Source organism: Tannerella forsythia (genome assembly GCF_001006485.1).
GTDB classification, from domain to species: domain Bacteria; phylum Bacteroidota; class Bacteroidia; order Bacteroidales; family Tannerellaceae; genus Tannerella; species Tannerella forsythia.
In genome coordinates this window covers 107,862-125,040 of the sequence record NZ_JUET01000070.1, presented here as the reverse complement: position 1 = coordinate 125,040, position 17,179 = coordinate 107,862, and the positions used below count along the sequence as shown (strand labels likewise).

Sequence of the window (17,179 nt, the reverse complement as noted above, 5' to 3'; positions counted from 1 at the left end):
CGCAAGGGTAAACGCAAAGAACACCAATAACCGCGTTTGTCATTCCGAACACCGTGAGGAATCTCACTTGGAGAAGGAAAAAGATTCATCGCTTCGCTCTGAATGACAGAGAAAGGGGAAAAAGTAGTAAAGAATAACAATTAATAAATGATTATGACACGAATTAAACAGATTTCCATTTGGCTCATTGCCCTCATGGGGCTGATTACGGCCCTCGGCGCTGCGGCGCAAAACAGCGGCAACACCGGACCGCTCCGATGGGAATACAATGCCGGTACCAATACCCTTTCCATCACCGGAACAGGCGCCATGCCGAACTATGCATCTACAAACGATCAACCTTGGAAAGCTTTCCAAAGCGGAATCAAAACCGTAATTATCGGGGATAACGTTACCACAATCGGAGAGCGTGCCTTTGCCGCTTGCAATGCACTGCAAAACGTAACGCTCGGAAGCCGTGTGCAGACAATCGAAGTCTCTGCCTTTGGTACTTGCCAGGCGCTGCAAAGCATCTCCTTTCCGGCCAGCGTTACCACAATTGGAAAGCGTGCCTTTCTCAATTGCAGGGTGCTGCAAAACGTCTCCTTTTCCGACGGACTTACCACAATCGGAGAGGGAGCCTTTTCCAATTGCGTGGTGCTGCAAAGCATCACCCTTCCGGCCAGCGTTACCACAATCGGAGAGTATGCCTTTGCCTTTTGCAACGCGCTTCAGCAAGTAACCGTAGCATGGGATACGCCGCTTGCCGTGCCGGACAAGACCTTCTGGGGTGTCAATACCGCCAACGTGCCACTAAAGGTTCCCAAAGGCAAAGAGGCAGAGTATCAGGCGGCCCCTGTCTGGAAAAGCTTTAAGATCAACAGCCCCCCCGCGCCGGGCAACGGCGGAAAGCTAACCATCAGCAATATCACCGGCAATGGCTTTACCGTCAGCTGGGAGAAGGCTACCGACGTTGAAACACCACAGAAAACTCTGATATACAAAGTGTATTGCAAAGGGGGAGGCGGTTTACTCTTATTTAAACCGGCAGATCTGAAGGCTACGCTTACGGACAAAGCCTCGTATACGATAACGGGCCTCGGCGGTAGCATAACCATTATCAATCCAGCTTTGGATAAAGGATACGATGTCAACGTTGAAGTGGAAGACGAAGACGGCAGCAGCGCCTGGTATAATGAGGAAAACGTAAAACTTGCTTCGGCCACGGTTGCTGTCACGGGTGTTACGGTCGCTCCGGCCACGCTGACGCTGGAAGTGGGACAGACCGGCGCGCTGACGGCTACGGTCGCTCCCGCCACGGCTACGAACAAAGCGGTAACGTGGACAAGCAGCGCCCCCGCCATCGCTACGGTCGATGCCTCGGGAACGGTCAAGGGCGTATCGCCCGGTACCGCCACCATCACCGTCAAAACGGCTGACGGCGGCAAGACGGCCACCTGCGCCGTAACGGTCAAAGAGGCCGCAGCACCGCCCGTCAAAGTAACGGGTATCACGCTTAACTATAGCTCGATCACCGTCAACGGCGATCTGGAACGGGTGCAGCTTATCGCTACGGTCGCTCCCGCCACGGCTACGGACCAATCGCTCACGTGGACGAGCAGCGACGCGTCGGTAGCTTCGGTCGACGGAGCCGGATTAGTGACGATTCGCAAGAAAGGCAAAGCGACGGTCACCGCCAAGGCCAACGACGGCAGCGGCGTCTCGGCCTCGTGCCTCTTCGACGTGATCCGCACCGTAGCCAACGAAACGATCGACGGTCTGCGTATCTACGCCGCCGCCGGTACGCTGCGCCTCGCCTTGCCCTCGTCCGAGACGGTACATATATATAATGTAGAAGGTTCCCTCGTGAAAACGCTCATCCTCCCCGCCGGCGACCATGTTTTGCCGCTGCCGTCAGGCGTGTATGTGGTGCGGGTTGGAGAACGCGTAACGAAGGTGATGGTGAAGTAAAAAGTGAAAAACGAAAAGTGAAGAGTAGTCAGCGTTCAGTAGAATGACGAATTACGGATTCCGAATGCCTCCTCTTTGTCATTCCGAACGCAGTGAGGAATCCCGTGGGGAAAAGGAAAGAGATTCTTCGCTTCGCTCTGAATGACAGAGAAAGAGGAAAAAGTAGTAAAGAATAGCAATTAATAAATGATTATGACACGAATTAAACAGATTTCCATTTGGCTCATTGCCCTCATGGGGCTGATGACAGTGACGAACGCCGCACAGGCAGGAGACTATAACTTTAAGCATGGAGGGGTGTACTATAAAAAAAATGGCACGTCTGGTATTATCAGCCTCGCCAAGGTTGTGCCCGAAAAGGCGAGCTATCCCTACTACACCGCCGACGCCAACAAACCCACGGGAGACATTTCCATCCCGCGAACGGTTACCAGGCGGGTGATCTTGGGATTGGAAATCCCTTATATCGTTACCGAAATCGGGGATTACGCTTTTTATGGCTGCAAAGGCCTGAAGAGCGTGACGATACCGAGCAGCGTACATACAATCGGGAATGAAGCTTTTCGCGAATGCTCGTGGATGACGAGCGTTCATGTATCCGGCAACGGACTACGGGTGATCGGAGATGCTGCTTTTGCCGGCTGCGATCATTTGGAGAGCGTCGATATCCCTCACGGCGTGACGGAAATCGGCCGTGCGGCTTTTGACCTCTGTGGCAACCTGCAGGTGCTTGACATACCCTCGAGTGTAACCTCGATGGGCGATAATCTTATTGAGGATTGTGATAAACTGAAAACGATAAAAGTCTATTGGAAGACGCCGATTGACGTTCCGACAAATGCCTTCTCCGGTTCTCAGGATCGCATCACGCTGAAGGTGCCGAGGGGCACAGAGGCGGCCTACAAAGCACATGCCGTATGGGGCAAGTTCAAGGTCATTGAGCCTACGGCTAACGAAGCGGTCGAGGCTTCACGCATCTACGCTGCCGACGGTGCGCTGCGCCTCACGCTCCTCTCGCCCGCGACGGTATATATATATGGTATAAGCGGCGCAATGGTAAAAACGCTCGCCCTCCCCGCAGGCGATCATGTTCTGCCGCTGCCGTCAGGCGTGTATGTGGTGTGGGTTGGAGAACACGTAACGAAGGTGATGGTGAAGTGAAAAGTGAAAAACGAAAAGTGAAAAGTGAAAAACGAAAAGTGAAGAGTGAGAAACGAATAGTGAAAAGTGAAGCCCTTCGGGGTGTGAGATGTTTGTTTGTTTAATTATTGATTGGTTAAGTTGGGGGTAGGGGTGAACCTGTGTGTTCGCCCCTACACGGCATCCGAATGCCGAATGACCATTAACCATTAAATGACGCTGAACGCTGATTAGAATGACGAAATATGTTTTAACTAAATAATATACGATGAAAATAAATACTTATATGAAAATGATGTTTGCTACGCTCCTGTGCCTGCCTATGGTCGGTGCGTTGCAGGCGCAGGAGTTGTCCGACCTGAAGCATGTCAAGCCTTTCGACATCAGCGGGAGCATCGGATTAAATTCCTCTTTCTACTCCGTCTCCGGCATCCCGGAGCGGCAGGCCCCGTTTGCTTACGGGATCAATGCCAATGCTACGCTGACGGTCTACGGCATCTCGATGCCATTCTCGTTCACGTGGTACGACAACGACAAGAAGGGAAACTTCAGTCAGCCGTTCAATCAGTTCGGCATCAGCCCGACCTACAAATGGCTGACGTTGCATCTGGGCTACCGTAACCTCTCCTTCTCGGAGTTTACGCTCAACGGATACACGTTCCTCGGAGCCGCTGTCGAAGCGCGTCCGGGCAAGTTCAGGTTAGGCGCGGTGTACGGTAAGTTCAATCAGAACTCGACGTACGACCTGGCCATGGCCGACTCGATGCCCAAGATGACCCGCACCGGCTGGGCCGCCAAGGTGGGCTACGGAACGGAGAACCGCTTTGTCGACTTTTCGGTTGTACGCATCGGCGACAGCACGAAAGACTTCGATTCGCTCACCGTCGTCAAGCCCGGCATGCCGACGCCCGAGCAGAATATCGCTTTCGGGCTGACTTCGCGCTTTGCCATTACCCCGCAGCTGATGTTCACCTTCGACGGGTCTTACAGTTTCTACACCAAAGACCGGATAGCCCCCGCGCTCGACTCCATCAGCGACGGCTGGCTCCGACTGGCTAACGGCCTGATCACGGTCAACGGAACGACATCGTACTTCAAGGCTTTCAAAACGAGCCTCAATTATCAATTCACCCCGTCGATCGTCACCGGCATCGAATACCGGCGCGTCGACCCCGGGTTCCACTCGATGGGAAGCTATTTCTTCAACAACGATGTGCAGCACATCACGTTCAACCAGACGGTGGGGTTGATGGACAACAAGCTGAGCCTGCGCGGCTCGCTCGGCATCCAGAACGACAACCTCGACGGGTCGAAGGCCAACACTGCCCATCGCGTCATCGGCTCGCTCTCGGGTAACTATACGATCAATGAAAACTGGGCGGTCGACGCTTCATTCAATAACTATTCCACGAACCAGCGCGCCTATAAGACAGCCGGGAGCGATTCGCTGCAGATCTACCAGGTGAATCGCACCTTCATGCTGATGCCTCGTTTTACGAAATCCACGGCCACGGCCTCGCACATGGTGATGCTCAACCTGAACTATACGACGCTCGACGACCGGAACAAAAAAACATCCGACATGACCGATACGGATACGTATATGGCCATGCTGATGTATAACTTCGGGCTACCGGCGCTTCGGCTCAACCTCTCGGCCGGCGCCAATTATACCCGGATGACGAATAAGAACTTTGAAAACGCCATGCTGGGGGGGAACCTGAATGTATCGAAAACGCTCCTCGACGACAAGCTGTCGCTGAACTGGAGCAACAACGTCATGAGTAACAAGATCAACGACGACAGCGGACTGATTGTTAACTCGGCGCTTAATGCCGCTTACCGGTTTCATCCCAAGCATGCGGTATCCATGAATTTTAATTTTATCAATAACCGGTTTGCCAACGAGGCGGCCGTTCCATCGTATCACGAAATCAGAGGAGATATAAGTTATGTGTTCACATTCTAAAAAACAAGACTATGGCAGGGATCGTTTTCCGGTCCCGGCAATATTCCGGACAGGTAAAACCGTTACTTCCGGATTATTGAAAACGTTTCGGTTCCGACTGCTGTTTATTGCAGTCATTGCGGCCATCGCCGCATGGAGCAGTGCGAAGGCACAGCAGGATTTTCTGGATAACAGTATATCCTTAACCGTCAATCCGGTGGCTCCTCCTTATACCAACAAGTTGTCGGATTATTTCTCGACACCCGGCAGAATAGGAGGAACCATGATCGTTAAACAGGATATTCATGCCACATCTCTTTCGTTCTATGTGCATGTGGCGATCGTCAACATGGAGACGGAAAACATGGTCAGGACAAGACGGAGTTTCAAACCTGCCCGTCCCCGTGATATCATGTTGGCACAGATTCCCGTCACTACGATGCTTACGCAGAGCGATATTGCGGAGGCCGTGCACGAACAGAATCTGGAATACATCGGTTTTACCCGCGAACAGATTATGCGTGAGGGATTGCCCGCCGGAAGCTATCAGATATGTATGACGTTATTCGTCCATCCCGGAGGTTGGAACAATGTGAAACAACTCAGTACGTATTGCAGTCCCACGTTCCGGATCGAAAAGAAAGCAGCCATCGTCAATCAGACGGTGCAAGTACTTCCGCCCTATACGAATAAGCTGTCCGACTACTTCCAGTCGCCGGGCAAGATTCAGAGCATAATCACCGTCACACAATACCCCGAAAGTCAAGCCTTCTTCGACGTGACGGGCACACTCGAGCAGGTCGACGGCAACGTGCGCATCGGCAGCGGACAGTTCAAGGCCTTCGTCCGGATCAACGGCACGCCTTCGGGCAACAACGTCATCTTTTCGCCCTACACCCTGACCCACACGAATTACACCGAGATGTTCCGGGAGCCGATGATGTATCAAGGCATCACCCGCGAACAGGTGCAGCGCGACGGCTTGCCCGAAGGCAATTACCGCCTCTGCTTCAGGTTGCGCAACGCACAAACAGGCAAAGAGATCGGCACCTATTGCAGCGCCCCCTTCCGTATTCAAAAGAAAGACGCCATCGTCAACCAGACGGTGCAAGTACTTCCGCCTTACACGAACAAACTGTCCGACTATTTCCAGTCGCCGGGCAAAATACAGAGCATAATCACCGTCACACAGTACCCCGACAATCAAGCCTTCTTCGACGTGACGGGCACACTCGAGCAGGTCGGCGGTGGCATACGTATCGGCAGCGGGCAGTCCAAGACATCCGTCCGGATCAACGGCACACCCTCGGGCAACAACGTCATCTTTTCGCCCTACACCCTGACCCACACGAATTACACCGAGATGTTCCGGGAGCCGATGATGTATCAAGGCATCACCCGCGAACAGGTGCAGCGCGACGGCCTGCCCGAAGGCAATTACCGCCTCTGCTTTAATCTGAGCAAGCCCCAATCCTCCGTCGTGATCGGAACCTATTGCAGTGCCCCCTTCCAAATCCGAAAGAAAGACGCCATCGTCAATCAGGCCGTGATGGTCATGCCGCCTTACACGAACAAGCTGTCTGACTACTTCGAGACGCCGGGCAAGATCCGGAACGTGATCACCATCACGCAATACCCCGACAACAACGCCTCGTTGCGCGTACAGGGCACGCTCGAAAGCACAGACGGAAAAATCGCCATCGGCAGCGCACAACACGCAGCCACGGTACAGATCAACGGAACGCCCTCCGGCAACCAAACGATCTTCACCCCCTACACATTAACGTACAACGATCTGCGCGACATCTTCAAGGAGCCGATCAATTATCAAGGCATCACCCGCGAGCAAGTCTTGCGCGACGGGCTGCCCGAAGGCAGCTACCGCCTCTGCTTCAAAGTCTACGATGCAAAGCGGAATCAGCTGCTCAGTCAGACGTGCAGTCCGCCATTTATGGTGGCTCCGCCCATGCTGAGCGCGCTTGAGCCGCCACAGCTCATCCAGCCCTACGACGGCAGCGAACTGCCCCCCGAGCAGAAACAAACCGTGCAGTTTACGTGGACGATGCCTCCGGGCGCGCCTGCCACAACGCAATACATGATCAAGATCATCGAGCTGAACGACCGCTACGCTAACTATCGCGACATGTTGCGTAACAGCTCCTATCCGGCATTCTTCGAGACTACGGTTCGCGGCGTACCGACGTATCTCTACACGCCTGCCAATCCTGCGTTTAAGGAAGACAAAATGTACGCGTGGGTAGTCCGAGCCATCGGAGACAACGTCAGCATGCAGACAGCGATCGTCCCGGGCACTACGTTCAAGAACGACGGCTATAGCGAACCGGCAGTGTTCACCTTCAAGAAAAACAAACTGGTGAAAGTGGAACCGCCAAAAGAAAAGAAGCCGAAAGAGATCGTCAGCGAAGAGGGACTGAAAATCTTCGTGCCCAGATGCCGCAACTGTAAAGGGAACAACGACGACCTGACAAACGACATCCCGGAAGTCGGATCGACGTACCAATTGCAGGGCCACACCCTGAATCCGAACCTGCTGAGTGGCCCGAATGCCGGCTCCGACCCGAAAGGCCGAAAGCTGGCAAATGGCGACGTGAAGGCCGACCTCGGAAGTACATCCCTTGCCTCCGACGTAGGGGCGAGAATCGAGATACCGGCCGATGCCATTGCGGTAAACAATGCCCGCAACTTCTACCTGCGCTGGGAAGACAAGAGTAGCCTGCTGGCCAAACGGCAGCCTAAGCCCGGCGAAGGCATCATCTATCACCTGCAAATACGCGAGGCAAAGACGGAAAAACTTGTATGGGAGAAAGACGTATGGAACCACAGTTCGTATGAGCAGACCAAAAAAGGCTTGCCGTTTGTCGACGGGCGGAAATACCGGCTGCACATCGCGGCCATGCGAGGCGTAGTGACCCCCAACGGGTTCTCCACCGTCATCGACGCGAAGGGGAAGCCCGATGTGCTTGCCTCGTCGTGCCAGTGCGAGTTTACCTATATGAAGCTCAAGGATGTGCCGAACCTTGTGGAATATACGGTGAAGGGGAAGCTCTCCTATTTCTTCGAGCACGATCCCGAAATATTTCCGCTGACCACCACCACGGCCACGCTGACGCGATACACGCGCCTGATCGATGCCAAAACGAAGAAGCCTTCACCGATGTACTCCAATATGCCTACGCCGAAGGACGACCGCCACAGCGTACCCGTCAAAATCAATGACGACGGCACGTTTGAAGTGACGATCTACGCCTATCCCGACGGTGGACTTATTGAAGAAGATCAAAGGATAGGATCAGGAGAGTTCTCTGCGTTCGGCAATCTGTACGAGTTCTTCAACTTAGAGCTTAACTCGCCCTACTATAAACCGCTGGATAAAGAGGGTAAGCGTCCTCCGAAAACCGAGGTTAATCTCTCCGACAGAACCATCGACTTGGGCGAAATCTCGTTCAACGTATGGAGTTATACGCTTGAAATCGAGATGTCGAAAGGGTACAGCGAAAAGAAAGGTGCGACCGAAGCTCAAGGATTTCACCGGAATCAGGATATGACGGGCCTCCGAGGCGACGTGAAGAGAGCCACGGAGAAAACGGGTGATATTCCGCGCTACGAAGGCGATATGCACCTCGGCTCACCGAGCGACAAGAAGCTGGCTGCCTCTGCGGTGAGAAACGATAAGGGCTTCAGTGCAAAGATCGACCAAAAGGAGGCTCCCATAGCCAGAGGAAAAGTCTCGGTCGTAACCGATAAGAACGGGAAGAAACGTACCATCATCACGTTCGACCGGCTGATATGCAACTTCCAAAGCAACGACGAGTACCTGTTCAATATCTTGCAGGAGACCGAAGTAGGAGGCAAGAAAAAGACCCTCTATGCCAACGGCTTCAATAAAGAAGCATTCCGCTATATCCCTAATACGAAAGAGCTGAACGAGAAGATGAAGACCGGCCAATCCCGGTTTGTTGTCAAACGCAAGGCCGTGCTGATTGACGATACACCGCCGCGTTCCACCGTGAAAGGGCGACTCGTCTTTAAAGATCCGTGCGACAACGAGAGCAAAGAGAGAGCCTTCGCCAATACCGACGTGGCATTGGTGCAGACCTATCTGCTCGAAGACGGTAAAGGCCACTCTACGGTAATGAATGTCGAGGAGTTGCTGAAAGACCATGGAAGGAACGGTGCGATAACAATTACTAAACCAAAATATTTTCCAGGGGAACACGTTCGGAAATATCTGTTAGACTCTTTAGAAAACCGGAGCAAGGTATTGGCAGTAGCCCGTACCGATGCCAACGGCAACTTCGAGTTCAAAGACTTTGTCCGTATCGATTCTACATTCACCGAAGCATATAAAGACGGCACCGGAACAAGTGGAGATATAGTCAGCTGTACTGTCAAGCTGAACGGCACCCTTCGAGCTACAGTGCGTTTAGTCATTAACAGTCCGAAGAGACACTGGTGGCGCAACCCGTCGAAAAACATCGACATCCAGCCTAATAGCTCGATGGATGTGGGCACGCTCCTGGCATTACAGAACACGTATCTCTTGAAGATAAAGCCGATCGGCGATCCGCATGATAAAACCATCGATTACCCGGGTCAACAGCTTAATGGTGCTGTGGTAAAAGTGACTCGTGACGAAATGTACAATGGCGAAGGCGCAGGGGGTATAGTCGTCAAGGAAAAAACTGCAGAGCCAAAAGAGGATGGCTGCGTTTTCTCTGTGCCCAAACACAGGTGGCAACTTATTCCTCGAAATGATGGCACGATGCGTGAGGAAGAAGTAAACGAACTGCTTATCGCAGTGAGTACGAGCGACAGCACCGGTGAACACGCTTTCTATCCCGACCAGATACGTTACCCCAAAGATTATATAGGAAGAGAGGTCGAGAGACGTAGTGAAAAAGCCCGAGAGACAGGAGTAGTTACTATCGAAAAGGGGTGTGAAGGAGTGTATGAGTCGTCCTATGGAGACTACCTTTTTACAACGGGATTTAAGAAGGAGACGTGTGAGTGTCCCATTACCTTGGAGGCTAAAAGACCGATTATTTCGGGCCGTGTGCTGGATTCTGAAAACACGAAGCGATCGGTAGAGGATGGCGAAGTGAGATTGCGATATTCCTATAAGAAACACGTTGAAGGATATGTGAGAACAGGTAGAGTAGGTCAGCCTATTAGGCCCTATGATGAGACAAGCGAGGGCTTACTGTTGACGCGATCTGTTTCTGAGGCAAAAGGACACGGGTATTTCCAATTCGACAACTTGATTCCTAATTATGACTATGAGGAGAAGAAAAATGTTTGGGATCAGGAAAAGAAAAACATCATAGCTAAGAGTGAAGTCAGATGGGTTTCGGCGTCACAATATCAGCTATCCGTAATAGCGAAAGGCTACACGCTGGCGCTGTTTGAGCAGAAAGGGAAAGGGAAGACGGAAATCAGTGGTAATAAGAAAGATTTCTGGTTCCCGACTGAGCCGATGAAGCCTAAGATGGGGCAGCAGCTGTTTTTCCCGCAAATCCTGATGAAGCCCAGCGGAACGATTACCGGCTATGTGGTGGATGAAGAGGGACACCCCCAAGAAGCGATTGTGTTTACTACGCGCAGCAGGACACACCGGACTTTCGGTGGAAAGGAATTTGGTGGCTCTAACCGATTCTCCGTTCCCGCGCCATCGGGCTATACCGATACGCTGTTTGTGCAGCCGGTGAACAGAGCTTATTTCACTGACACGATACTGATCCCTGAAATGCCGGAAGGGAAATACGACGTGGGTAAAGTCGTCGTCATGGAGCGGAAGCACCGCATCCGGATCGTTGTGCATCCGAAAAAGCAAGGGGAACATAGCGCCTCGACCAGAAGTGGACAATCGATCAATGGGAAGTACATAGGAAAGCAGTCTGGCCTCTCGGGCATTACTGTGCGTATCGACGCGCCGGGTGTGAAAGAGCAGGTGACGAACGACAAGGGCGTGGTCGAGTTCAAGTTCAAGAATGCGAGCAATGGCAACTTCCACTACGAACTGATTCCGCCTGAGAACTCGGATTACATCGCCTCCTCGGGCGAGCTGACGAATCACGAGAGCAAGCATATCGTTGAATACAACTACTGGATGCGGAAAGGCGCTACGGTGAGCGGTCGCGTCACTTCAGACGGTAAGCCGGTGCCCGAGGCGAAGATCTGGGTGATGAACGGCGACGATAAGCGAGAAGTGACGGCCGATGCCGACGGACGCTATACGCTGCGCGGCATCAAGGCGATTGGCGATTCGGACAACAACAGTTCGGCACAGAAGCTAAGCAGCTCGAAGAACGTCCGAAAGACGCAGAACGAAAGCAGACTGCCGTCCGGAGGGAAGTATTACGCCACGATCCATTGCGGAGCGCCGGAGGAGAAAGAGGAGTATGCCAACCTGTTAGGTAAAGACACGGAGGCCTCCTTTGCTGACATCGACGGCAAGGCAACTGTCGACTTCGACCTCGACATCTTCTACAAAGCCAATATCAGCACGCTGCACGGCTTTAAAGTGACCGTGACCGACGTGAAGGAAGACGGCGGAGATAACTACCGGATCTCGGGCAGCATCCAGTTGGACAAGGTGCCGGGACGCTTCGGAAAGCGAGAACTTATGGATCAGAATCCGGCCTTTAAAGACCTGAAGGTGCGGATCAATCACTCCGAGAAAGACGCCAAGGGGCGCCCGTACTTTGAAGTGCCGGGCGAGGGCTTCAGCATCGGTATGAAGGTGATGAACGTAGACCTGAAGGGGAAGGATCACTCCTACCGGGTGCAACTGGCCAACGCTGGCGATGCCTTCCTGAACATCTCCAAAGAGGGGCTGACGGGCGGCTTTATCCGCTCCAAGGCGCAGATTGAACCCACCTCGTTCACCTTCGCCAGCACGAACTTTACGTTCGAGAAGGAGCAGTTCTACCTCAGCGATGCGCAGGACGGACGGCCGAACGGACAAGTGACCTCGTTCAAAAGCTACGTGAGCGAGGAGAAGATGAACGCGTGGAAAACGGAAACGGAAAAAGGCCGGGAGTATCTTATCCACAACGCTGACTTCCGTCCGGTGGCCTTCAAGTTCGTTGAGTTTGACGCCACCTCGCCCATCAACAGGAGCCGCCTCGGAACCGACGGCGTGATTCGCCTCAAGCCCGATGTGTGGTTTATTAATCCGTTGTTCAAACCGTTCAACAAGATCGACACGATCCGGCTCGATCTGCCCGAAGTGAAGATCACCCCCAGCGACGTGGAGGGCGATGTGAAACTCGATAAGATCGACGTGAAGTTCGAGAAGTGGACCATCGAGGTGCGGAATTGCGTGGTGGATGCCACGAAAGGGGGCATCTCATCGAACGATTTCGTGGTGCGAACGGGCAAAATTGACCTGAGAGGGAACGACTTCCTTTTGAACAAAGACATGTTCCGTTTAGATGGCTTTGCCTTGGATAAGATACCGTTGGGCAAGAACATCTCCAGCATCGATATCGGATCGAGCCAGATTCAGTTCGGACCCGATTCGATGTGCGGAAGGGATCTGAAGCCGCACTTGAAACTCAGCGTCGTCGGCAAACCGGCTGGCAGCATCAAGGGCTTGCCGGGCTTTGCTCACCCGCTCGTGTTCCAAATGATCAGCCTCCTCAGCAGCGGGGAAGACATTCTCAGCTTCGCCCCTGACTGTGAAAAGATGCGACTGCACGATGTGGTCGACTTCTTGCCCTACACCATCAATTCGTACGAGGATGCGTTCAGCTTAGACGGGGCGATCGACTACGGCATACCGCGCATCCCGACCAACATCAATCACAAGTTGCTGTACACGAAGAAGAGTGGCAAACTCAACCTCGAAATCAAGACGAGCGACATCAGCTTCACCAACGTGGGGACATTCAAATCGCTGAAGTCGCGGAAAGATCTGCAAAGGACGACTGAAGGCTTGGCTGAGCTGCACGGCACAATCGAAGAGCCGGGTGCGCTCGATCCGCTCCAGGTCGTGGTTCGTAAGCAGCGCACTTCGCCGGGTAACTACCGGATCTGGATGGAATTAAAAGACCCAAAGCAGCTGCGTCAATCTATCTGTCTCGGCGGCGGCAAACCTGGATCGGGCGATGCCGAGTTTCGTGTCGAAAGGGCCGATATGGTGATCAAGCCGGACAAGAACGACTGGGACTTCTTGCGCCTCAAGCTCGTTCCCTCCGATGCCTATGGCAATAAGAGCGGCTTCGGCACGGCGCCTCTCTACTTCGTTCTTGGCGGTGAGCTGCGAACGGATACGGAGGTCGACCCCCAAAAGCAGCAGATCAAAATGGTCGGCACCGATCGCAATCCGCAGCAAGAGGGCGTCCCGCAGGATGGCTTCGTGGGCTTCAAGTTTGTGTATGACCATCCGCGGCAGGAGCTGACTGGCAACATGCATATTCAGGAGAAGAATGTGGGTGGCACCAAGTTCTCCGGCGATCTCGCCATGGCCGTCGGCCGTTACGGGTTCTACTTTGCCGGAGGTGGGGAATTCCAGGCCTCGCCGTTCGGTAGGGTGGCCTGCGGAATGATTTTCGGCAGCTACGACCGGCCCGTACCCTCGCAGGTTTGGGAGCAGGTGCTGTCGCGCTCGAAGCGGAAAGAGTTGCCGTGCGACTTTACCGGGGATAAGCTCCGTGGATTCTACGCCATGGGGGCTATGAATGTTCCGCTCACCACTTTCGATTATGAATTCAATCTGAAACTTGTAAGTGGCGGAGTGAAATTTAATGCAGGCGTGGAAGGCGCCGTATGGGGCAGCTTCCTCCCGGGCAATGAGAAGATTGGCGTTTCTGCCATGCTCTATCTCGAAGCGAAAGCATACCTGAACTCTCATACGTGTACCAGCATCAACGCACGCCTTGCAGCAACGGTGAAGGGCGAAGCCACAATGGCGTTCCGGGCGCCTTATACGACGCGATTGAACGTCTGCGGCGACTTGGATTTCTCCTTCTGTGTGAAACAAGAACTGCCCATTTATGCAGGAGTTATCCCCATCCTTGTCGGATGTATCGATCCTTCCCCCATTCCGCATAAAATTTCTTTTAGTGAGGCGGTGCATGCCGGATTCTCGGCTGCCATCGATTTGAAAGATCCACTGCACAGCCTGCGCATCGAGAACGCCTCCGTCGGGCTGGGAAGGTGCCAAAGCCCCGGTTCATGCACGCCTGTAAAATCGGAGAAGAGTGGAGCATGCGATTGAAAGTCGCATCAGGTGTAGAGATGCCTGTCCAAAGGGCGTCTCTACCTTGCACTCCGAAGCCGCAGCGGCGGCCGGAAAGCACATTTCTCGGACAGACATCCCCCCTTCCCCCCTTCAAAAGGGGGAATAGAAGGTACCTGGCAATTCCCCCTTTGAAGGGGGTGCCCACAGGGCGGGGGATGTTATCCTCCCAATTGCTCTCCGCAGGACGGGTAAGTAGGGTAGTGCGAAACAGATGAAGGAAAGATAAAATAACAGAACGTAGAAGACGAAACGATGACGAACAAAATCATTCCATATAATCCGGTATTAAAGGAGCTTGCTCGGAGATTACGGGGTAAAAATACGCTATGCGAATTCGTATTGTGGAAGCATATCAGAAGACGCGCTTTAGGCGTCGAGTTTCACCGGCAGGTACCCATATTGGAATATATTGTCGATTTCTATTGTCACGAGCTGCGCCTTGCCATCGAAGTAGACGGAAGCATCCACCGGTACAAGGAGGAAGAAGACTTGAAACGGCAACACTGCATGGAGAGGTACGATGTTACGTTTATACGCTTTACGAATGAAGAGATAAAGAAAGATATATCGAATGTATTATGGAGACTCCAAGAAACAGTCGAGGAGTTATTGCAGAGAAAGGACATCCCCCCTTCCCCCCCTTCAAAAGGGGGAATACAAGGTCTCCGGCAATCCCCCCTTTGAAGGGGGTGCCCACAGGGCGGGGGATGTTCCACGCAAAAGATAACAAACAGATAAAGAAATAATTTAAAAAAACAGAAAGACATGAAAAAGATGAAGAAAATAATGATCCTATTCGTCGTCGTACTGTGTGGTGCGACCTCGATGGCAGGACAAGTACGATACCCCAACGCCGTAGCCGGCCCAGAGGGGATCTATGTGAATTGCGGCAATCGCATCCCACGCGACTTCGCCTATCAGGTGTTTCGTCGCGCCAAAGGCGGTAAAACGTGGGATGAGATGGCCACGATAGCTTGCGAAAACCATTTCGACGCCTTCTTCAACAAGGTGGTGCTGGCCAACGTGCACAACCCCGTCTACCAGCTCTCCACCGACGAGAAGAAGAAGGGAATGATTTGGCAACTCGTGCAGCAGGCGTCATTCGCCGACTCCATCCCGCTCTTCGGCACCCTGCCGATGTATCGCGAGGCCCTGGGCGTCACCTGGTACGATGGCACAGCCGAGAAAGGCCAGAAGTACGAGTATAAAGTAGTCACCCTGCAGGCCGGCCGTCAGCCGGAAGAGAAAGTCACAGCCACCGTCTCCTATCCGCTGACCCCGCGAAGCGATTACGCGATCAAGGTGGGCAAACACGAAGTGAAGGGAGACCGGATCGACCTGAGCTTCACGATCGGCAACAAGCAGGATATGTATGCCGCCAAACTCATGCGTGGCTACTACCTGCAGTCAGACCTCGTCCCGCTGTCCATCCGCGTAGGTTTCCGGAGCGAAAACGATGTGAGCACAGCCATCGTCACCGACACCGCCGCCGTGCGCCGCGGCCTCGTCCTCTACTGCCTGCAGCCGTATGACATCTACGGCAATCCGGGGCGCCCCTCAGACACGATCCGCATCACCAACCTGACCGACCTCGACGAAACAAACTACGCAGGCCTGAATGCGCATCCAGATAAAGGGGGCATCCGCCTGACGTGGCACTTCCCCAAGCCGGAGTTCCTCCGCAGCATCGACATCTACAAGGCCACTGGCTTCCGCGACAGCCTCGACTATCGCTACCTGCTCAGCGTCTCGCCAAGCGACACCTCTTACTTGGATAAAGACGTAATCCCGTCCGAGATCTATTCCTACAAAGTCGTGATCAATAATGCCTACGGCGAAAGTCCGCTCAGCATGAGTGCGATGGGCTGGTACTACGGCGACAAGCCAGCCACAGCGCCCGTCGACCTACGTGCCGAAGTGAGCATGGGAGCCGTGAAACTGATGTGGTCACGCCCAGACGGCGACACAAAGGCTTACTACATCATGCGCTCCGTAGAGGGCGACACGACCCTGCAACAGGTCGGCGCCGCTATCCTTTCCGACAGCTTACTCGTGACGTACACCGACTCCGTGAACGACGTCAACTGTACGATGCTCACCTACGCCGTACGCTCCGAAAACGCCAGCCGCAACCTCAGTCCGCTCTCCGAACGGGTCTATGTAACCCCGATGCGCAACATCCGCCTGCCCGCGCCACAAAACCTGACGACCCACTTTGCCGACAAGCGGGTGTGGGTGTCGTGGGACATGGCCGAGGAGTTCGATCGGAACGTCATGGGCTATCGGCTGGAACGACGCATCGCCCCCACTAACAAGGCAGATACGTCACAACACTTCAAGCCGGTCCGCACCAATAAGATGTTGATGAACTACTACGAAGATGCCGATGTGAAAGAAGGCCTAACATACGAGTACCGACTATTCTCCATCGGAGCTCATGGCCTCGAGAGCTCTCCGTCAGTCGTGTCGAGTTGCCAAGTGCCGGTCGTCAAGCCGCTTTCCATCTCCTCGCTGCAGGTACAGAAGACGAACGGCGGCTACCGCCTGGCATGGGAAGAGACGGAGCAGGAGAACATCGACTGTTATAAGGTCTATCGGGTGCAGGAGAATCAGCCGCCTCGCCTGCTTGCCAAGATGAAGAAGAACGAGACGTCGTACTTTGATTCGGTCAAGGAAGACAAGGTGATTTATCTCTACACCGTCACCTGTACGGGGACGAACGGCGTCGAAAGCGAAGTCGTCCAATGGATGGGTGCGAATTGATGGAGTCCGTGTAGGGGCGAACCTCAGTGTTCGCCCTTTTTTTGTGTGGTGCAGGGTTATCCGAACGCAAATTTCGCAAATGGGCGCAAATCAACGCAAATAACAGTCTTTGT

At 53.5% G+C, this 17,179-nt stretch carries 6 protein-coding genes; all 6 read left to right on the top strand.

The window, feature by feature from the left end; all coding sequences use genetic code 11:
* Positions 1 to 153 precede the first annotated feature (153 nt).
* The 6 genes from Tanf_RS13810 to Tanf_RS05740 all read left to right on the top strand — a co-directional run bounded on the left by Tanf_RS13810 (position 154) and on the right by Tanf_RS05740 (position 17,066).
* Positions 154 to 1,950: a leucine-rich repeat protein gene (locus tag Tanf_RS13810; protein WP_161794943.1), complete on the top strand. Its 1,797-nt coding sequence runs from the start codon at positions 154 to 156 to the stop codon at positions 1,948 to 1,950.
* Between the two features lie 192 nt (positions 1,951 to 2,142).
* Positions 2,143 to 3,111 (top strand): leucine-rich repeat protein, encoded by a 969-nt coding sequence (locus Tanf_RS05765; RefSeq protein WP_161794942.1) that lies wholly within the window; start codon positions 2,143 to 2,145, stop codon positions 3,109 to 3,111.
* Between the two features lie 265 nt (positions 3,112 to 3,376).
* Positions 3,377 to 5,059: a TonB-dependent receptor gene (locus Tanf_RS05760; protein ID WP_140230601.1), complete on the top strand. Its 1,683-nt coding sequence runs from the start codon at positions 3,377 to 3,379 to the stop codon at positions 5,057 to 5,059.
* A complete protein-coding gene (locus Tanf_RS05750) occupies positions 5,043 to 14,279 on the top strand; it encodes a TANFOR domain-containing protein (RefSeq protein ID WP_052449025.1) in 9,237 nt (3,078 codons plus the stop codon). The genes Tanf_RS05760 and Tanf_RS05750 overlap by 17 nt, the downstream gene beginning before the upstream one ends.
* A gap of 276 nt (positions 14,280 to 14,555) precedes the next feature.
* Entirely contained in the window at positions 14,556 to 14,987 is a 432-nt protein-coding gene (locus Tanf_RS05745) for an endonuclease domain-containing protein (RefSeq protein WP_046825215.1), read from the top strand.
* 81 nt (positions 14,988 to 15,068) lie between these two features.
* Entirely contained in the window at positions 15,069 to 17,066 is a 1,998-nt protein-coding gene (locus Tanf_RS05740; RefSeq protein ID WP_046825214.1) for a fibronectin type III domain-containing protein, read from the top strand.
* Positions 17,067 to 17,179: the final 113 nt, after the last annotated feature.

Coding starts and splice junctions, on each gene's coding strand:
- Tanf_RS13810 (WP_161794943.1), top strand. CDS start 154: ATGACACGAATTAAACAGATTTCCATTTGGCTCATTGCCCTCATGGGG.
- Tanf_RS05765 (WP_161794942.1), top strand. CDS start 2,143: ATGACACGAATTAAACAGATTTCCATTTGGCTCATTGCCCTCATGGGG.
- Tanf_RS05760 (WP_140230601.1), top strand. CDS start 3,377: ATGAAAATGATGTTTGCTACGCTCCTGTGCCTGCCTATGGTCGGTGCG.
- Tanf_RS05750 (WP_052449025.1), top strand. CDS start 5,043: ATGTGTTCACATTCTAAAAAACAAGACTATGGCAGGGATCGTTTTCCG.
- Tanf_RS05745 (WP_046825215.1), top strand. CDS start 14,556: ATGACGAACAAAATCATTCCATATAATCCGGTATTAAAGGAGCTTGCT.
- Tanf_RS05740 (WP_046825214.1), top strand. CDS start 15,069: ATGAAAAAGATGAAGAAAATAATGATCCTATTCGTCGTCGTACTGTGT.